This is a genomic window from Pseudomonas sp. PDM25 (genome assembly GCF_019219045.1).
GTDB lineage: Bacteria > Pseudomonadota > Gammaproteobacteria > Pseudomonadales > Pseudomonadaceae > Aquipseudomonas.
On record NZ_JAHUWL010000001.1, the window covers coordinates 212,166 to 231,159 of the forward strand.

The following is an 18,994-nucleotide window of genomic DNA, read 5'->3' on the forward strand; positions in this document are numbered from 1 at the left end:
GGCGCCACCAAAGTTTCCTCAAGGATCACTAAAACCGATGTACCTATGGTGGGTGTCCAGTTCGAGAGTTCCTCCGGATGGTGATCGCTCGATGAACACACCAGTTGTATTGACGGAGATTACGAGATTGAGCACAGATACAAACGAAGGTGCTGAAGGGTTACTCGGCGGGCCTGGCAATCCCCGCCTAGGATCGACTGACGACGACGAGATTCTCATCGAACTGGTTAAGACTCTCTTCCCACGCAAGCCTTACTGCCTTGTAGAAGATTGGACAGTCTTCAACGTTGAGGTCACCGAAGGCGAGCTACAAAAAGTCCACGCAGCCGGAAAGCTACCGCTGGTGTTGTTTGCTCACAATGTCCGCTTTGACAGCGAGCGGCGATTTGACGTCGGCGACTGGGTACGCTCCACCATGGCGATTTCATTTCAGGACGGCTTCCTTTTTGAAACCTGGAACACGACTTATGTGTTGAAGGGGCCCGGTCACGAAAAATCAGCAAGCCTCGAGGCAATCTTTTCTTTCTTTTAGATGACGCGGTGCCTAGGCAACGATTTCAGATTGAGACAAAAATGTTCCGAACCAACATCGAAGACATTGAAGGCATACCGGGAATGTTCGGGGAGGGTCTCGCGCACTGGCATGGCATTTCGCGAGCTCTAAATATTCACTGGTACCACGTATGTGTGAAAGAGAGGCTCGACGGTCGCTTCATAAACATAATTGAGATGTTGAATGACGAGACACGGCTGCTTGAGGTTCTTGAGTCGCAGAATGAAGACTATGTCATTACTGAAATTCAAGGCTTCCTTCCTCCCTGGATGACCGGTTGTAAGAGTTGGCGACTGGAAACACTGAATGCGGTCTCCATTGGCTATGACGGAAATGGCGCCGTGGTCTGCTTACTCGAGGCCGAAGACGGCGAGATTTACGCTGACACTCACGTTCGCTCTTTCGACCCTAAGTCGTTAACCAACGTCCGGAAAATCTACTGAAAAACAGCGGCAAATTCAGTAACTGAGCTCGCTCCTCGTGAGCTCTATCAATGGCATGGGAGACGGTCAGTGAGTGACAGTACAGAGGTCGAGTTACATTCCAAGCGTCTATCGGATTTTCATCTGCGCAGAATCCTACGCGCAAGCAAGCATCTGTATGGTGAACCCATCACTGCCATCCTGAGCGACGTTTTCGTATACGCAAATTCAGCGGTGGGTATCGTTTTTGGTCATGTGGATCAAGGGCCTCACGGACGCTATGCAGATGGTCACTTTTTGCGCACCAGCGATATCCGCCAAGTGCAAAAAGAAGGACGATTTTGGGTGCTGACCACTCAGAATTCCCGATACGTTGTTGCCTCTTTCAAGCGTGATAACGGCAGGGCTAGTTTTAGAACCTTTCTACTGCGAACTAAATGTAGTTTTCATTAGACGAGCTCTCACTACGAACGACGCTCAAAAAGGCTGCTGGCCGCTAGGGGTGTCTATCGGATGATCCGCGAAATTTGCGAGGATAGAAGGTGGAATTACTCATTCGAAAAGGGGAGCCTCTCAGCTTATCGTACGGCATCTTTGCGTCATACCATCGCTGCGGCCCGTTCAAAGCCCTCCGAGATTTCGACCTTCTAGAGGCGATTGAGGTATACAAAAGTCAGACCTCTGAGGCGACGGACGAATATTCCCTGCTGTCTGATTTTCCTGATTACCTAATCGCACACCGGTACATAGAATTAACGCCGTGCCGAAATATTCACCTCGGTGAGTTCAATGGGTTCGATGTGAGACAGAAGGTCGATTCTGATGAATGAGCGTCAAGGTTGAAGCTCTTTCTGGACTGCGAGTTTTCTCAGCTCAACAAAGACGCCAGGCTCGTCTCTTTTGCGCTGGTGGCTGAGTCAGGTCAAGAGTTCTACGTCGAACTCCTGGATACCTACGACGTGGCTGACTGCAGCGAGTTTGTGATCGAGCACGTACTCCCACAGCTCAACCCATCGCTGCATGGTCAAACCTTGGCGGAAGCTCAAGCAGCTTTAAGCGGTTTCCTTGCGCGTTTCGATGAGACGCTCGAAATATGCACGGACGCCCCGGACTGGGACTGGGATTTTTTCTGTGACCTCGCATACGTACACAACAGTTGGCCAGCACATGTCATTAACCGGCCGACCAATCTCATCACGCTGTTCAGCAAGGTGAGCACCAACGCTCTGCAAGATGTGGAGCTTCCTGACCTGCCACATCACGCCCTATTGGACGCACGGATCCTTGCATTGCTCTACAAGGATCTGGCTTCAGCTTTGTACCCCAACATAGATTAGAAAATATGCGGAGGATTGGCGATGTCCTTTGATGACGACACGGTGTACTGCGATGTTCAAATGCCGGTCGCGCAGGGGCGGGAGCTACTGCAGTTGGTGAATGCCTTGCGCGATTCGGGAGTTCATCCGAACCTCGATACAGTTTTTGCGCACATGCAAATTGAATTGAGGATGTCGATCGATATCGTCGAAAACCCACCAGATTGGGGAGCTGCCGAGCCTACTAAGCATTGAAGGCATAAGGCTAGGCGCTGGCGCGAAGAGGCGATTGCAGGTTGCAGGTTGCAGGTTGCAGGTTGGGAATCGAAAGTCTTCCTAGGTCAGGTACGTCAACGAGGTTCGCGAGCTTGCCTGTAGTTCCGGTCGTTCCGTGAGGCGGTTGCCGCTGCAGAAGTACAGTCTTTTTTTGATCTGCAAAGTTTGTGGGCAAATCGGGATTCTAGAAGAGGGTCGTTGGCTGAGCTTACGATGCTTCGAGCACATCCATTGGTCAACCTTTCACGACAGCAAATGATGTGATCGGATGCAAGACATAGATCCGATGAAACAGCTGACCGCTCATACACCTTTTTAAGAATGTGCTGAGCACTGCTCAGGGCGGGTAATCCAATGAAGCTTCAAATCTATTCAGATCTGCACAATGAATTCGCTCGATTCGATCCTGCCCCAAGCGATGCTGATGTCATCATCCTCGCCGGCGACATCGACCTGAAAGCGCGTGGCGTGAAATGGGCGAACGAAGTTTTCCAATGCCCTGTGATCTATGTGTGCGGGAATCACGAGTACTACGGTGGTCACATCGATCACACGTTACGCAAAATGAAAGAGGCGGCATTGCCTCATGTGCATGTGTTGGAAAATCAGGCTCTGATTTTAGATCAGGTTCGTTTCCTGGTTACCACAGGTTGGACGGACTACACATCGACTGGAGATCTCCAAGCCGCAACACGTACTGCCGCAGAATGGATGAACGATTTTCGTGTGATAAGAGCGGATGCTAATTATCGACGTCTGCGCCCAACTGATTTAATAGCCAAATCTAAGGTGGCCTACTCCTGGTTAGCTCGGGAGTTAGAGGCGTCCTTTGACGGCAAAACGGTTGTGATAACGCATCACGCACCAGTGCCAGATTACCTCTCTGATGATCATGCCGGTCATTTGGCAGCTGCCTATGCGAACGATTGGTCGGATCTCCTGGGAAAGGCTGACCTTTGGGTATATGGGCACACCCACGTTGCGGCAAGCTTCATCAAATATGGGTGCCGTGTGGTGTCAAATCCACGTGGTTATCCAGGGGAAAGCACAGGATTTGACCCTGAATTACTGATCGATATTTGATGCTACTTACTGGTCATGAGCAAGAGCGCATCGATGGCGCCACTCGTTGGCGGCGCGCTTATGGTGGGGCACAAATAGTAGTGAGCTTTTTTTAAAACGCCCGCTGTGTGGGTTTGCCAGCTAAGGTAAGGCGTCAGGCTCAGGCTCGTTACCACCAAGTTCTGCTGTTGCAGGACAGGCCTTTTTTTCTGGCCACTTTCGACGGAAATCTGCAGTAGTACGGCCAAGTCGAATAGCTAGCCCTAGAGCGAAGAACAAAGGGTAAATGTGGATTTCCACAGCGGATAGGAGTCCGTCCTCAGCTTCTTTGGCTAGGTCGTTCTTTTTATCTCTAGATGCGCGCACGAGTGCGAATGAATCGCACAGATCTGTTGCAACGAGCTTCGTTGCATCGTGAATCAGACCTGCAGAAAATTTCGTACAATCAAAAAAATCCTCCATTCGATCCGGCCAATCTGGTTCTTGTAGATTACCGGTAAATCCCTGAATGCGATGGGTCAGGTTCATTATCTCAGGGCGATACTCATTGCTCCCGGTCAGGCCGTCGGCGGGGCCATACTGATGCATTATGTCGAGCGTGTTGATCTTCTGTTGTACCGTCGATTCAGCCATTTGGCGCATCTGGCTGAGGTGTGAAACGTAGTTTGGCAACTGTTGCCTAGCGTAGTCTTGCTCAGCTTTTTGGGCGTAAAAAAAGATAGTGGTGGCGGCTAAGCCAAGCCAAACGTAGTCAGTGGAAAGCCATGAGACTTCGTACTTGTAGGTTAAAAATCCAAACACCTGGAAAACTACAAAACTAACTGCGAAAAATACGAGAAATTCCATGTCTATCAGCCGGCTGCAATTCGGGCGCGCAGGGTATCAGATCTCGCGAAAGTCAATGGCTACACCCTCAGCCTTAGGGTCGTGAATGCATGAGCCATCGTCGTAGGGGGGCAGTAACTATCCATGCTGCCCACCATTCGAAATAATCCCTTCAGTCAAAAAAAACAGCCTGTATTCTTTTGATCGATTCGCTTATCGCGTAGGTCATCTCATGTTGTGCCTCGCCTCAGCCACCGCAGTTAGGGCCACGCTTCCAAAAACACAGATCGTGGGCTCGTCGGGTATCGGCGATGTATCCGGGCCTCGACGTTAACAACGTGCTGATCAGTCACCATTAGGTTGGTTGTTGGCATACGTGGGCGTGAAACATTGGAAAAAACTCGCGCCCAACGCATAAATTCAAAATTCTGCGTCGGGATTGCTTTGCAGCCATATGAGGGCATCGAGCTCGCCAATGTTTTTCGCCGGATAATCTTTCGCGCGGTTTAGCGCTATGCGAAATAGGCGTGCGGAACGAATGTAGTTCTCGCCCTCGGTCGCGCCTCCTACTCTGTCTAGGTCTGAATGTCGTAGCCAGTCTTTGACTGGTTTATCGAGCACGTGGTACTGCGTCGGGAAGAATTGACAGAGCATTTCTGAGAGGAGGGCGCCTCTGGTGTTCACGCCATTGTGGCGTAGGCGATCAATTTCTACCTTCACGACACGATCTCGGGATACTACCTGCGCGTCCAATATTCGCACCAGGCTTCTCGCCAGTTCTTGAAAATTACTACCTCGCCCTTGTCTTTCCCAACCAAGACCTTGGAACCGGCTTCCGGTATGGAGTGACCATAGCTCGTTTAGGTTGGCGTAAAAGTCTAGGCTGCGAGACGGATTCCATGCGCGGGCTCTCGCAGTCGTCCGGAATAAAGTTTCGAGGTCGGGCCTGACGCTTTTGAACAGGCGCATCTGTTGTCGTCGTCTGGCGAGAACGGCAGCGTATCGCTTGAGCGTATGAGGGTCGGGTAGTACCAGCTCAAAGACAGCTCCATCATCTTCGCCTTCCGCTTCTGATGTATCTGGCGATTTCGGCTTCTTAGGTTGGATGGCCTCTCGGTAGCGACGAATCCAATTCTCGTCGAGGGTTACACACTTGTCTGTGAGGGTTTCGATCCACTGTTCGGCCGCATTGAAAGTCTTGTCAGAAATCAGTGAATAGCCATTAGCTTCGTAATTGGTAGAGAACGCAGCTTTAGAAAGATTTGAAGAGCCGACAAGCGCGTAGCATTTGCCATTCAGTTCCTTCCAAAAAACGGCTTTCGGGTGAAACCCGTCTATCGCTTCTGCGGCGAGAAAATCATCGTGCCTGTCAGGGGGAAGCCACTCGAGTACGTCCTCGCAAGCTGCTTTTCGGGTGATCCCGAAATCTTTGCCGACTATGAACTTGAATGACTCGCACTGGCTGCCCAGCTCTTCCTCGATGTCCCAATGAGTCAGATAAGCGCTGACGATGTACAGATGAGTCGATTCGCGAAGAGCTCGACGATAGACGTCTTGAAGCTCGATGCCAGAACGTTTGGGCAGTAAAAGCAATTCCATGCATTGAACTCCATATTGTTATTGAGACGGGGGCGTTGGTTAGTTGAGGTCACTTTGCCTGCGAAGGTGGCGCAGCTAAGCAATGCGCGTGCCCCCACATTTGCTAGAAGGGAGAAGCCTCCTGCTCCAGCTGTTGAACCGCGTTGTAGATTCTGCGCTTAAGATCTGCTGCGAATTCGCGAATGGTCATGATGGCCTGCAGTACTTCGGCGCAGTCAAAATGTATGGGCTCATCGTCGACGGTTCTACCATTGCGGTGCACGATGTCGTGGCGCTTGATGCAGATTGAGCTGATTTCATCCAGCTTCAGGCCTAGCATGTGTTTGCCAAACATCGCGTCCAGCACCGTCTTGATGGTAGATGGGTTGTGAAACGACAGTTCTGTGAGCGTTTTCAAGACGATGCTTTCAACTCCCTTGGGTTGCATTGCGACCTCCTTGAGCGTGAACTTCTTCTTGCTCAGCTCCTCGTACCCGGTCGCTACGTTCATCATGACGCTTTCATAATTCACGACGAGCGTGCGGACAACCGAGCTGATCAGCGCCTCTAGCAATGTCACTGCGTGCGCATAAACGAGCTTGTAAACGGTCTGGGATTTCTGATCGTCTTGGCCAAGCTCTAAGAGGTCAGAGGCGGTGGCGAGTTCTCTAGAAAAGTCGTTGAAAAACTCATTGTGCGAATGTCGCTCCAACCAACGGTACTCAGCTTCCTCCATCTCTGCATCGTGCATCGCGGAGTATTCCGCGCTCAATAATTCCCAGGTTTCGGGATCCTCATCAGGGTCGACTTCGACACCGTATTGCCGTTTGATCCACGCCAGGCATCTTTCCTGTTCAACCTCGAACGCATATTCCTTGATGGAGCTCATGAGTGTGTCCCGCTAGGTTTGCAGTTCTGCAGTAACGGCATCAGACCGGCTGCGAAGAATAAATCGAGTTTGGTGTATTGAGGCTCATCGGAGATCATGTCCGCCTGCAAATATTTCTACTTTGCCACTACCCCGCGAAAGGACGATAGAGCCTCCATGGCTGATTCCGATGTTTGTTACAAATGTGTTCTGGATCGGTTCCTAGGTGGGCAGATCCAGCGCAACGGCGTTTCCACATGCTGCAGCTTGTGTGGTTCGAAGCGTAAGTGCCTACCGCTCTCCAAGATAGTTACCCGTGTCGAGGCGATCCTTGGGCAGTACATTTGCGAAGGCGAAGTCGATTTTCGCTTTAGTGGCCACGGCTCTGAGCAGTTTCAGAAAGGTGAGGCCATCGACATATGGGTCAGCGAAATCTTTGATTGCGACAATGTTGTACCAATCGTAAAAGCAGTTTGCAGAAAGCTAACCTCATACAGCGATGACGTTAACTATTCCAGATTACCGTTCAGTCCCGATGATATCGGTCATCAGTGGGGGGAATTTCAGGAAGGAATGAAGCACGGGAGTCGCTTCTTCAACGAAAGCGCGAAGGGTTTCTTAGACTGGCTTTTCAAAGGTTTGGACAACTACCCCGTCTCGTCGAGCGAAGAGGCTGTGGTGCGAACACTGACCCCTAAAAATGCTCCCCAGATTTACCGTGCACGCACGTGCATGACCTCCGAAAGTTTCGATCAGATTCTGACCAATCCTGCACGTAATCTTGCAGCGCCTCCAAAGGACAGAGCAGGTGAGGGGAGGATGAATCCCGCTGGCGTCCCTGCATTTTATGGAGCTTTGGAACGACTGACCTGTATAGCGGAGCTGCGTCCCCCTGTGGGAGGCACAGTCGTGAGTGGCGAGTTCAAGTTAATCAGGGAGGTTAGGGTGCTAGACTTTGCTCGGCTCGAGAGCGCCGATTTGGGCCCTGAACCGAGTTTTTTCGATCCTAAATACTTCGCGAAAGCGGGTCGAAGAGAATTCCTCAGATACCTACACGGGGAAATCACGCTCCCCGTTCTCCCCGGCCTGGAGAGCAATTATCTTACGACGCAAGTCATTGCCGAGTATCTGGCGACTCACTGTAATCCAAGGATCGATGGTGTGATCTTCAAATCGGTGCAGCAAAAATCGGGAACAAATATTGTGTTGTTCTCGCACGTGGCGTGCGCTGCAGAATCGGTAAGCTGGGGGTTCAAAGGAGGGCGGAGTATTAGGGGTGCTAAGCAATCTGACGCACCTTGTATCGAGTATGTGCCTGGCAGTCTTGTATATCACGCAATCCGCGGCGTTGTGTACGAACCAGAGGATGAACCATTAACAGAATATGAACCCAAGACCGCTACGGCTCTGAGTGAATGGTAAGTCGAACGGCGAAGACTGTTCGTTAGGATGAATTATTCAGATTTGCACCAGGGTGACTGCGAACGGTTCAAGCGGGTTACTCCACCCGCTTGAGCCGTTCGCACGCTCCGTCAGAACTTTGGACGGAGGTTTAGTAATCGCTCCCAAAATCAAAGCTCGCCGTGGCCATGAATTTTTCTGCCCGAAGCGTTTTCCAGGTCGAGAATTTTACTGCCGGGGAGCAATCAAGCCCTTGGGCGCCAGTTTCTTTTCTTTGGTCTGGCGCATTTCGCAGATAGTAGGCGCATCCGCGCATCTGAATGCTGCCAGACTCTTTCTCGATGACGTAATCACCTACGACCCAGAGACGTTCCACCGCAGATTTGGAGGGAATCAAAAAATCCATACGGAATGTGTTCCCGTCCTTGCTGCCTGAGATCTTTCCGCTTTTCCATTTGTATTGAGGGAAATCAAATGAACCGGTGAGCTTGGATTCCGACTGGACGAGCTTTAGTACGCCTGAATTTGCACCGAGTACCATCTCCCACTCACCCGCGAGAATGACTCGCTTCGTATCCGTCCGTTCAAAGTGTGGTTTCAGCGTGGGCAGTTTGGGCGTGATGCTGAAGGTGATTGGAGTCGAGTTTCGTTCCAGATCGCCGGTACGGTAACTCGCAGAGACCTGTATCGGAGCGTCGGTGAAGCTGACAGCGCGTACTTTGAATTCTTTTAGGAGACCCGAACCGCTGATTTCACCCACCACTGCATTTGCGGTCGGGATCACCTTCAAGCTGCTCGAGGACGATGTGACGGTGACCGTCCCAGGGGGTAGCTTGTGTTGTGCAGTGGGATAGATTTTGATTACTAAATCCTGCGTGTCTCCGACATTCAAGGATTTCGAGTCGGCGTCAATTCTCACCTCAGCATCTGGGCTTTGAAACATGCTAACCGCATTCTTAATCGACTCAGCATGGGCTATGCACCAAGCTAAGGCTGACCCACAAGATGCTAGCGCGCTTACGTAGATTGTTAATTTTTTGGTTAACTGCTTACTCATACCGAACATGGCTATTTCTCAGCCAAGCGGTCGATTCTGATGGCGTTCGGAAAGTACGACCTTCCAGAGTCACCGAACAGCAAGCCCTTCGATGGGATGTGTATCTGAGCACCGGCACCGCCATCTAGGGCGATGGCTCTGTGAATTTTCAGCCTACGACTGTCGGCGATTTCTTTGAATGTTTGCGCAAAATCATAGAGCGTGGATGCTTGGCTGAATGAGTGGAAAACGCCTACAACCAGCATTTCTCCCTCGAGCGTGTAACCAACGGCAACTCTGTTGAATTCAGCATCCCGCGGATTTTTGCGGATGTCGACTGCGCCTTTGTAAACGATGATCGGTTTGGATTGAACAGCTTCCGACCATGCGCCTGCCTGATTACGATTCTGGGCTGGAATGATCTTCACATTGCCTTTGCGGTCAGAGACCAGAATCCCCCCGTGATCCCACTCCATGAGCTTAACCAGGCGTTTCCCATTCGACCTGATCAAGCCAATTGGCTTCTCGGCACCATCTGATCTGAAACCAAAAAAGCCGCCGCTTGCTATCAAAATGGTGTTTTTGTTCGCGATCGCAGAATAGGCTTCCTTGGCGGTGCCTTTCTTCCGGATATCTTGGACTGACAGGGCGGAGACGTTCGCAGGGATATAGGCAGTGACGGTTTGATGCTCGCCGCAAATCCGTGTCACCACTTCTGCTCCCGCTGCCAAGAGGTAGTTTTTTTCGACGCACTCTTGAGTCGCTGGCTGCTCCTGCGCTTGGGCAGTAAACACTACGGTCAATAAACAAATCAGAAGTGCAGCGGGTGAAGTCCGTTTCATTATTTTTCTTGTCTATATATTGGTTTTTCGCCACCCAGACATTGTCTAGCTGGCACTAAAAAAGCGCGCGGAATAGTAATGTATAAGGGTACTGGCGTCTCGCCATTTTTTCCTAGGCCGGGTGCACCAATGGCGTTAAACCCAGCGCGTTATGGATACTTCGGAAGGGGATAGGTTGAGGGATTTCCGAGGTTGGGGAGAGTCGAGGTGCGCTCTAAGCCGAACTCTCTGCTCTCGCTTTTGTACTAGCGCCACAATCGCTTGTGTAGCTGGCAACATCCCGAGCAGCCAGCCCCACTCCCAATAAAATCGCGACTTTCTGACCTGTCACTCAGGTCAAACTTGCTCCGTATTTGCTGGGTTCATCTCCTTTCTAAATCGGGCCTAGGTGCTAAGATGCCATCATCCTCAAAGGCTGCCTGTCGTTCGACTTTGCTCGGCCAACACTTCAAAGGAATGAAAAATGGGTTGGAAAGGAACGTTGCGTTCGATGCAGGCGGCTTCGCGTAGAGCTGATCGTAATGCCCAGCGTAGGCAGCGTGAGCTTCAGTCCCGCCAGAAAGAATACGCCAAGATGGAAGCGCTGGAGCAGGCTGCTTACGAAGTCGAGGTCTACGAAAATCAGATCGATGTCCTGCTTTCTGTGCATAAAGAATGTGGGGAGGAGATTGACTGGCAGTCATTCGTTGATAGGGCTGAGCCCGTAAAACCTGCTTTCGCGGGTACGCGTGAAGCGCATGCGAAATCTCTCGAGCAAACCTATGCACCTGGTTTTTTCGCACGATTGTTCAAGCTCGAAGCCCGTCAGCGTAAAAACTTGGCTGCTGCCATCGAGACGGGCCGGCTTCACGATGGCAAAGAGCATGAAGCCGCTGTCGCGAATTGGCGAGTCGAGCACGACTCTTGGCACCAGGAATACACTATCGCTCAGGGTGTTTTGAGCGGTATAGGTAAGGCGAAGCTTGAAGCGATCAAGCTTGTCGATCCTTTTACAGACATTTCTCATCTCGGCACATCGATCAAATTCTCGATAGGGGACACAGGGCTCGTGGAAGCGAACCTTAGCGTTCACGGCGTTCGGGTTATTCCTGCTGAAATCAAGTCCTTGCTGCAGAGTGGAAAGCTTTCAACGAAGAAGATGCCGGCAGGGAGGTATAACGAGCTTTTGCAGGACTATGTGTGCAGCTGCGTTTTGAGAGTAGGGCGCGAACTTTTGTCGATGCTGCCTGATGATCTCGTGATTGTGACGGCGGTCGACGACGTCCTTAATTCGACGACGGGACATATAGAAGAGCTACCCATTTTGAGTGTCGCGATCTCCCGGCGCACATTGGAAACATTGAATATGGACTCGATCGACCCCTCCGATTCTATGAAAAATTTCGTGCACAACTCGTCCTTCAAAAAGACAACCGGTTTTCAACCTATTAAAGCGCTGGATGCTCGACAGTTCGTCACAAACGTCTAACAGATAGACGGTATTGGTGAACCGCTTTTGCACAGGCAAATACAGCGGACTCGCCTTTGGATCCCGTTATAAGATAGTGGCCATTTCTGGCGTCTACTTGTCGCGTTGAGCCCACTATCCACGCTCCGCGTTCATGTGCGCCTCCATTAGCAGGATAGGGGAAGCACATGGACGAGGCACCAGTGATCACGGTTGACGCTGAAGTAGAGCCAATCAAAGTTGTAAGCATTCACAGTACAGTCGTTGCAAAGCTAAATCTCGCGGATTATCAAAACGCTGTTCCTGTCATTCGGGAGCTGCGAGTAATCAATGAGACAGCGATCAAGTACAACGACCTAGTGCTGACGCTGACGGCCTATCCCGAAGTTTTTAAGCCTAAAACTTGGCGCATTGACGCGCTGACTCCAAACGCGTTCATGCCTATCCCAGGTCATGACCTTGCTTTGGATGGTGCCTTGCTAGGTCGACTAACCGAAGCAGAAAACGCCACACTCACTTTCACGTTGACCGCGGCAGATCCGTCTGCTGAATCTGGTCGAGCGGAAATAGCTCGGCTGGATTTGGCATTGGAGCTGTTGCCACGCAATCACTGGGGCGGACTCTCTCATCTCCCTGATATGACTGCAGCGTTTGTTCAACCGAATGATCTTGCGGTGGAGCGGTTGCTCAAGCAGGCGGCTGAGGTATTACGTCAAAGCGAAAAGAGCTCTGCCCTAGATGGATACACCGGTGGAGCGAAAAGAGCCTGGGAGCTGACTTCAGCCATCTGGGCTGCAGTGGCACGTATGAAACTGGATTATGCACTACCACCGGCGAGCTTTGAGCAAACCGGCCAGAAGGTGCGTAGCCCAAGCCATGTTACGGAACATGGCCTGGCGACGTGTTTCGATCTTGCATTGTTCTTTTGCGCCGCAATTGAGCAGGCAGGTCTAAACCCCGTCCTGGTGTTCACCAAGGGACACGCTTTTGCGGGCTTTTGGCTTAAACCTGAAGAGTTTTCCACGACCGTCATCGACGACATCACAGCCGTGCGCAAACGCATAAAGCTCAAGGAGCTGATGCTGTTCGAGACGACGTTTGCGACCCAGCATCCAGTACCGCCATTCACGTATGCTACAGATCGTGGCGAACAACTGATCGCAGAAGGGCAGGACGAAAACTTCCACCTGCTTTTGGATGTCCGTAGAGCACGTTTGCAACGTATCAAGCCCTTGGCTAGTGCCGACACGCAGGTTTCAAAGTTACCGACGGATAATGATCTTGCTGATGGGTCGGAGCTATTAGTCGGTATTGCGCCGGCGCTTCCTGGTGAGGCGGTTACGGTCGAGGTGGATGAGCGTCTGCTCGACCCAAAAGATCGTCTGGGACGGTGGCAACGCAAGCTACTGGACTTATCGCTTCGCAATAACTTGCTCAATTTCAAAGCCGGGAAAAAGTCGCTGAAGCTTGAGTCACCTGATCCAGCGGCGCTGGAAGATATCCTGGCCAGCGGTAAGAAGCTGAAATTGCTGACACGTCCCGACCTAATGGATGGGGCAGATCCACGTGACCAGGCGCTATACGAATTACGTGAGCGGGAAGATGTTCGTCGTCTTCACGCCCTGGATGCATTGAAACGCAATGAGGTGTTTGTCGGCCTTTCCAGCACTGAAATGGAAGCAAGGCTGATTGAACTCTATCGTGGGGCACGAACTGCATTGCAAGAAGGGGGCTCCAACACCCTTTACCTTGCCTTGGGTTTTCTCAGTTGGGAGCGAGCGGACAAAGGCGGGCAGAAGTACCGGGCACCGCTTGTCTTGATCCCTGTGACGCTCGAACGCAAGAGTGCGCGCTCCGGCTTTTCGATGGTGCTGCATGACGACGAGCCTAGGTTCAACCCAACGCTCATCGAGATGCTTCGCCAGGATTTTGAACTGAATCTTGGGCAACTTGAGACGGAGCTTCCTCGAGATGACGCGGGCCTGGATATCGGTGCCATCTGGAAGGCGGTGGGTCGCGCCGTCAAAGACATCGCGGGTTGGGAAGTCGTGGAAGATGTTGTTCTGTCCATGTTCTCTTTCGCGAAATATTTGATGTGGAAAGACCTATCTGAGAATGCCGAAGCGCTTCGCGAGAGCCCGGTCGTTCGGCATCTTTTGGATACTCCGCGAGACGCTTTCCCGTCAGACATTACGTTCCCAGAAGATCGACGCCTGGATATCGACTTCAACCCACGAGAAGTGTTCTGCCCGTTGCCATCTGACTCCTCGCAGTTATCCGCTGTGATGGCTGCGTCGAAAGGAAAGGATTTTGTACTGATTGGCCCTCCCGGTACCGGGAAGAGCCAAACCATCGCCAACCTCATTGCGCAATCGGTGGCGCAGGGCCGACGGGTGCTTTTCGTTTCTGAAAAAATTGCGGCGCTGGATGTCGTTTACCGGCGCTTGCGTGAAGTCGGCTTGGGTGAGTTTTGCCTGGAAGTCCATTCCAGCAAGGCACGCAAAACTGACGTCCTGGCTCAGCTACAGTCAGCTTGGGATGCGAAGGGGGTAGTGGATTCCGCAACATGGCATGCCGAAGCTGATCGTCTTCAGGCGTTACGCGACGGATTGAACACCTACGTAGAGCGACTGCACCAGCGTTATACGAACGGGTACAGCATCTACCACGCGATTGGAGTTGTCTGTGGCGGCGCATCTATTACGCCGATGGATATGTTGTGGTCATCGCCACATGTTCATACGCGGGAGGACATGGCAGCACTGCGGGAGTTGTCAGATCGTCTGGAAGTGAACGCCCAGGCAATCGGATATGGAGTGTTGTCAAATCACCCACTTGCTCTGGTTGGTCAGGGAGAGTGGTCGCCTTCCTGGCAGCAACAACTTATTCAAGCTGCGCGAGAGGTGCTTCCTGCCGCGCAAGCCGCTATCCGGGCCGCGGAAAAATTCAGCGCCGCCACGAGCTTGCCGATCGCCGCTCTTGTGCCTTCTGTTTGCAGCGGTCTTTCACTCCTGTCGTCAACGCTGCCGCTTGCGGTGGGCCATGATTGGCGATTCGTGTTGCGGCCAGACGGTCGCATGATCTCGCAACGACTGTCTGAAGGCAGGGAGCTAGTAGAGAAGCATCGTTTGCTCTCCGAGCAACTTTCACCGGTATGGCCTATCACGACGGTTAATGCTGCAGAGAAAGGTCTCAGCCTTTTGGAGAGACGCAGGGCTTTGCTTTCGCAGCTCAGCCCAGCCTGGCCAGTGCAGACGTTTGAGACACTGAGCCAAGCAATAGAAATGCTCGACGGTATCGCGGAACTCAAACAAGAGCTCTCCGCGACTTACACCGACATCATTGAAACACTTGATGTACGCGAATTACTCGGAGATTGGCAAAGCGCAGAGCAGTCGTTTTGGCCCAAGTCACTGATGGGGACGCGCAAAGTCACAAAGACTCTCTCAACAGCTGTCTCCGGTGGTGCAGAACCCGATGTGGCGAAAGACCTACGTGTCTGGATTCAGATCCGTGACTTGCGCGAGAAGCTCGACACAATGGAGTTGGGGGAACACTGCACGCAAATCTGGGACGGCTCACTATCGGTTACGCGGAATCTTAAGGCTGTCATTCAGTTGCGCCAAGCAACGCTCTGCGTGACAGCGGAGGAGCCTTGGACTGATGTCGGGTTCGATGTTATCGCTGAAGGTCATTGCGGTGAGCAGTTGAAATCAGACCTAGCCCATATGCGTTCTATTGTCCTGCTTGACCTGGAGCTAGCTCCCTATCTGCACTTGGGCGACCTTACAGAAGGATTATGGTCTGGGCTTAACACCGACGCGGAACCGCTGTTCGCTGCAATTGCTTTTCAAACCTCGCGTCGTCCAGTGGTCGAGCAGGGTGGGCTCGAGGGGGATCACGACCCAGTAGCAGTCGGCCGATGCGGCAAGACCATGCAGGCAGACTTGGCGGTGCTCCAGCAACGACATCTCGTTGAAAAAGCGCTGTCAGAATTTGATGATCTGAGTGCCATTACCTCGGGGCTGTGGGCGGGTCTTAAAACCAAGGTAGACAAGGTCTCGGACGCGGTCGCGTTCCAGGGAAATTTGGCGTCCGCACTTGCTCAGCTCGGTACGACACCTGAGCTTGTATCTGCGTATCGCAGTGCAATACAGGTACTGCTCGGTGACGCGAATGCACTGCTTGAACCCGAGGGCATAGTTTGCCAATCAGGTGCTGAATTGCGTCAGTGCTTTGAGTTACTCCATCAGCGGGTGGATGTTCTAGCGACGGCGGGGCGTTTTACAGAATCAGGGCAAGCGGACATCCAGCTGTTTACGCTGGATGCGCTACTGCAGCATTGCGAGTCCATGGTTCGATCTGAGCCCGGTGTTCGTGCCTGGTGCGCATGGCGCAAGGTGCGTGAAGAGGCGGTTGGCGCGGGGCTCTCGAGTCTGGTTCAGGCTATGGAGGGCAACCTCGTCAAAGCCGGCGAAGTCCGCCATTCATTTGAAACCAACTACGCTCGGTGGTGGCTGAACGCTGTCGTAGACAACGAACCTGTCATTCGTGGTTTTGTGAGTGTTGAACATGAGCAGCGAATTCGGGATTTCAGAGCCCTGGATGATCGCTTCACTGCATTGACCCGTGATTGGCTACGGGCACGTCTTTGTGCGGATCTTCCTAATCCGGAGAGCGTAACCCGTTCCTCGGAGTGGGGTGTACTCAGGTACGAGATGGGTAAGAAAACTCGTCATTTGCCGCTTCGCGAGTTGATGTCCAAGATTCCAGATGCGTTGACGAAACTGACGCCGTGCATGCTGATGAGCCCGCTTTCCATCGCCCAATACCTCACACCTGGCGCGAGTGCATTTGATCTCGTCATTTTCGACGAAGCCTCGCAAATTCCCGTGTGGGATGCAGTTGGGGCTATGGCGCGTGGTAAACAAGTTGTGATGGTCGGTGACCCCAAACAGCTACCTCCAACGTCATTCTTCGATCGCGCAGAATCAACGGCGGATGATGAAGATGTCGAAGCCGATCTTGAGAGTATTCTGGATGAGTGCATCAGCGCGAACCTTCCAGTTCGTCATCTGAATTGGCACTACCGCAGTCGCCATGAAAGCTTGATTGCGTTCTCAAACCAACGCTATTACGAGTCCAAGCTCGTTACGTTCCCATCACCTGTGACGAACGACCGTGCCGTCAAACTGCACGAGATTGCGGGTGTCTATTCCAAAGGTGGATCAAGAACAAATCTGATCGAAGCGCGCGCAGTCGTCGCTGATGTAGTTGCTCGTCTGCGTTCCCCGGGATTCCGAGAAAGCAAACTGACCATTGGCGTGGTGACGTTTAACGGTGAGCAGCAGAAGCTTATTGAGGATCTGTTAGACGAAGCACGTCGTAACGAACCATCACTTGAGGCTTACTTTGCCGACACCGAGCTTGAGCCTCTGTTCGTGAAGAATCTTGAGAGTGTTCAGGGGGATGAGCGAGATATCATCTACTTCTCGATTACTTACGGCCGCGATGCAGCGGGTACTCTGGCCATGAATTTTGGCCCTATCAATCGCCCTGGCGGCGAGCGTCGATTGAACGTAGCAATTACTAGGGCTCGGCACGAGCTGTGCGTCTTCGCTAGTTTGCAACCTGAACAAATAGATCTAACGCGAACCCAATCGATTGGTGTGCGTGACCTGAAGCACTTCCTCGAATTTGCACAGCGAGGGCCTCGAGCGCTGGCTGAAGCAGTCACCGGCAGTGTCGGCGGCTTTGATAGTCCATTCGAAGAAGCGGTCGCCGCGGCGCTCACAAGCCGAGGATGGCAGGTGCATACTCAAGTCGGTGTTTCGGCATTCAGAATCGACTTGGGAGTGGTCGATCCTGATGCGCCAGGCCGTTACCTGGCCGGTGTGGAATGTGATGGGGCAACCTACCATCGCAGCGCTACGGCGCGGGATAGAGACAAGCTGCGTGAGCATGTATTGCGTGGGCTTGGCTGGGAGATTCTGCGTATATGGTCAACTGACTGGTGGATTAACGCCGTTGGCACCGCTGATCTTATCCATGAACGACTGACCGCTTTGCTCGTGTTGAGTCGAGCTCAACGCGCCGAGCATGACGCCCGGGAGGAGGCCACCCGCTTACTGGCCGAAACTGCAATGGTTGAGGTTATTGAGGTCATCGATGAGGTCATAGGTTCCGTTACTGAGCCGCTGACAATCGAGAGTGCAAATGACGAAGCAGGTACTCTTGAGAACCAGCAGTACGCAACAGTCGCTTTGGCTCCTCAGCCTGCGAGCAGCTCCCAATCGCATTACTCTCCGGTGGAGGTTGTTTACTACAGAGAGTCCGATCCTGCTTCCAGTGTCCAAGGGGTGGATCCGGATGCGTTTTTTGAGGCGAGTTACTCAGGTGTTTTAAGCGCACTCATCGAGCATGTGATTAGCGAAGAAGGGCCTATTCTCGATGTAATTCTTGCTCGGCGAATTGCCAGGGCTCATGGTTGGGTGCGTACGGGTTCGAAGATTCGAGAAAGAGTGTCGGCGATGGCGCAGAGCACACATCGTATGACGATTGATGATGTCGGGGAGTTCTACTGGCCGAGCCATATAACTGATGCATCTGCAGTTGTCTGTCGGCGTCCAGAAGATGAGGCGAGTATCCGACCGGTTGATGAGATCTGTTGCGATGAGTTGGCATCACTCGCTCGGGAGCTTTGTGCCAAAGGCAAAGCAGGGGAGGCATTACTGCACACCATGGCCAGAGAGCTGGGACTTCAGAAGCTGACAGCATCCAGTCGGTTGAGGCTCGAGAAAACAGCCCTTTTGGTTCGAGATAACTAATAAATCGCAGCGACCCCGGTATCGATAAGTAGCTGATACTGGGGTTTTATAAGATACTGTTTGAACATTTGAGCGATGAAGATGCAGTTGGTTTAGCTCTTTCCCATGCTTATCTAGATCACTCGTAGAGGTGCTATATGTCGAAGCTTGCAGAATTCCGTCAACTCGAACAACAATTGGCCGCACAACTCGCAGAGCTTGAGTCGATGAAAAGCGATTCTGGCCTAAAAAAAGAGATGGAATTTGAGAGCAAGCTGCGTACTCTGCTAGGTGAGTACAGCTACAGCCTAAAAGATGTAATCAAGCTGCTTGATCCACAGGCCGGTCGTCGTGCTCCAGCAGTCGAATCCAAAGCTGGCACTCGCAAGCCACGCCAAGTGAAGATCTACAAGAACCCTCACACCGGCGAAGTCGTAGAGACCAAAGGCGGCAACCACAAGACTCTGAAAGAGTGGAAAGCAGAACACGGCTCCGCGACCGTCGAGTCCTGGCTGACCAAATGATCTTGGTTTGAGTACAAAAGGCCCGAGAGGGCCTTTTT

General features: G+C 52.2%; 14 protein-coding genes. 9 read left to right on the forward strand and 5 right to left on the reverse strand.

The annotated features are described in order from the left end of the window. Positions 1 to 91 precede the first annotated feature (91 nt). From KW848_RS00835 to KW848_RS00855, 5 genes are all read left to right on the forward strand, one after another. Complete coding sequence (locus tag KW848_RS00835) at positions 92 to 532, forward strand: DUF6957 family protein (RefSeq protein ID WP_256364981.1); 441 nt, start codon at positions 92 to 94, stop codon at positions 530 to 532. Between the two features lie 41 nt (positions 533 to 573). Continuing rightward, positions 574 to 996 (forward strand): hypothetical protein, encoded by a 423-nt coding sequence (locus tag KW848_RS00840; RefSeq protein WP_218534731.1) that lies wholly within the window; start codon positions 574 to 576, stop codon positions 994 to 996. Between the two features lie 818 nt (positions 997 to 1,814). Beyond that, positions 1,815 to 2,312, forward strand: coding sequence for a 3'-5' exoribonuclease (locus KW848_RS00845; protein ID WP_218534732.1), 498 nt, complete (start codon positions 1,815 to 1,817; stop codon positions 2,310 to 2,312). Positions 2,313 to 2,333: 21 nt separating this feature from the next. After that, on the forward strand, positions 2,334 to 2,546 hold the full coding sequence (locus KW848_RS00850) for a hypothetical protein (RefSeq protein ID WP_218534733.1): 213 nt from the start codon (positions 2,334 to 2,336) through the stop codon (positions 2,544 to 2,546). A gap of 375 nt (positions 2,547 to 2,921) precedes the next feature. Further along, complete coding sequence (locus KW848_RS00855) at positions 2,922 to 3,650, forward strand: metallophosphoesterase family protein (protein WP_218534734.1); 729 nt, start codon at positions 2,922 to 2,924, stop codon at positions 3,648 to 3,650. Between the two features lie 120 nt (positions 3,651 to 3,770). Here KW848_RS00855 and KW848_RS00860 read toward each other — a convergent pair whose 3' ends face one another. From KW848_RS00860 to KW848_RS00870, 3 genes are all read right to left on the reverse strand, one after another. Continuing rightward, positions 3,771 to 4,475, reverse strand: coding sequence for a hypothetical protein (locus tag KW848_RS00860; protein ID WP_218534735.1), 705 nt, complete (start codon positions 4,473 to 4,475; stop codon positions 3,771 to 3,773). Between the two features lie 399 nt (positions 4,476 to 4,874). Beyond that, on the reverse strand, positions 4,875 to 6,053 hold the full coding sequence (locus tag KW848_RS00865; protein WP_218534736.1) for a phospholipase D family protein: 1,179 nt from the start codon (positions 6,051 to 6,053) through the stop codon (positions 4,875 to 4,877). Positions 6,054 to 6,156: 103 nt separating this feature from the next. Further along, positions 6,157 to 6,921, reverse strand: a complete 765-nt coding sequence (locus tag KW848_RS00870; protein WP_218534737.1) for a HEPN domain-containing protein — start codon at positions 6,919 to 6,921, stop codon at positions 6,157 to 6,159. Positions 6,922 to 7,077: 156 nt separating this feature from the next. On the opposite strand from KW848_RS00870, the gene KW848_RS00875 reads away from it, so the two are divergent. Further along, the gene (locus tag KW848_RS00875) at positions 7,078 to 8,322 is read left to right on the forward strand and encodes an RES family NAD+ phosphorylase (RefSeq protein WP_223530921.1); all 1,245 of its coding nucleotides are present in this window, start codon (positions 7,078 to 7,080) and stop codon (positions 8,320 to 8,322) included. A 130-nt stretch (positions 8,323 to 8,452) separates the two neighbouring features. On the opposite strand, the gene KW848_RS00880 is transcribed toward KW848_RS00875, so the two are convergent. Together KW848_RS00880 and KW848_RS00885 are read right to left on the reverse strand one after the other, a co-directional pair. Beyond that, positions 8,453 to 9,244 carry a hypothetical protein gene (locus KW848_RS00880; RefSeq protein ID WP_218534739.1) on the reverse strand — a complete coding sequence of 264 codons (792 nt, stop codon included), beginning with the start codon at positions 9,242 to 9,244 and terminating at the stop codon, positions 8,453 to 8,455. 125 nt (positions 9,245 to 9,369) lie between these two features. Further along, positions 9,370 to 10,179, reverse strand: coding sequence for a phosphodiester glycosidase family protein (locus tag KW848_RS00885; protein ID WP_218534744.1), 810 nt, complete (start codon positions 10,177 to 10,179; stop codon positions 9,370 to 9,372). 463 nt (positions 10,180 to 10,642) lie between these two features. On the opposite strand from KW848_RS00885, the gene KW848_RS00890 reads away from it, so the two are divergent. The 3 genes from KW848_RS00890 to KW848_RS00900 all read left to right on the forward strand — a co-directional run bounded on the left by KW848_RS00890 (position 10,643) and on the right by KW848_RS00900 (position 18,956). Next, positions 10,643 to 11,647, forward strand: coding sequence for a hypothetical protein (locus KW848_RS00890; RefSeq protein WP_218534746.1), 1,005 nt, complete (start codon positions 10,643 to 10,645; stop codon positions 11,645 to 11,647). Between the two features lie 167 nt (positions 11,648 to 11,814). Continuing rightward, complete coding sequence (locus KW848_RS00895) at positions 11,815 to 18,453, forward strand: DUF3320 domain-containing protein (RefSeq protein ID WP_218534750.1); 6,639 nt, start codon at positions 11,815 to 11,817, stop codon at positions 18,451 to 18,453. Between the two features lie 137 nt (positions 18,454 to 18,590). Next, positions 18,591 to 18,956, forward strand: a complete 366-nt coding sequence (locus KW848_RS00900) for a histone-like nucleoid-structuring protein, MvaT/MvaU family (RefSeq protein ID WP_218534752.1) — start codon at positions 18,591 to 18,593, stop codon at positions 18,954 to 18,956. Positions 18,957 to 18,994: the final 38 nt, after the last annotated feature.

Bases quoted from the DNA above. Each gene is read 5' to 3' on its own strand.
- KW848_RS00835 (WP_256364981.1), top strand. From the start codon at position 92: ATGAACACACCAGTTGTATTGACGGAGATTACGAGATTGAGCACAGAT.
- KW848_RS00840 (WP_218534731.1), top strand. From the start codon at position 574: ATGTTCCGAACCAACATCGAAGACATTGAAGGCATACCGGGAATGTTC.
- KW848_RS00850 (WP_218534733.1), top strand. From the start codon at position 2,334: ATGTCCTTTGATGACGACACGGTGTACTGCGATGTTCAAATGCCGGTC.
- KW848_RS00855 (WP_218534734.1), top strand. From the start codon at position 2,922: ATGAAGCTTCAAATCTATTCAGATCTGCACAATGAATTCGCTCGATTC.
- KW848_RS00860 (WP_218534735.1), bottom strand. From the start codon at position 4,475: ATGGAATTTCTCGTATTTTTCGCAGTTAGTTTTGTAGTTTTCCAGGTG.
- KW848_RS00865 (WP_218534736.1), bottom strand. From the start codon at position 6,053: ATGGAATTGCTTTTACTGCCCAAACGTTCTGGCATCGAGCTTCAAGAC.
- KW848_RS00870 (WP_218534737.1), bottom strand. From the start codon at position 6,921: ATGAGCTCCATCAAGGAATATGCGTTCGAGGTTGAACAGGAAAGATGC.
- KW848_RS00875 (WP_223530921.1), top strand. From the start codon at position 7,078: ATGGCTGATTCCGATGTTTGTTACAAATGTGTTCTGGATCGGTTCCTA.
- KW848_RS00880 (WP_218534739.1), bottom strand. From the start codon at position 9,244: ATGTTTCAAAGCCCAGATGCTGAGGTGAGAATTGACGCCGACTCGAAA.
- KW848_RS00885 (WP_218534744.1), bottom strand. From the start codon at position 10,179: ATGAAACGGACTTCACCCGCTGCACTTCTGATTTGTTTATTGACCGTA.
- KW848_RS00890 (WP_218534746.1), top strand. From the start codon at position 10,643: ATGGGTTGGAAAGGAACGTTGCGTTCGATGCAGGCGGCTTCGCGTAGA.
- KW848_RS00895 (WP_218534750.1), top strand. From the start codon at position 11,815: ATGGACGAGGCACCAGTGATCACGGTTGACGCTGAAGTAGAGCCAATC.
- KW848_RS00900 (WP_218534752.1), top strand. From the start codon at position 18,591: ATGTCGAAGCTTGCAGAATTCCGTCAACTCGAACAACAATTGGCCGCA.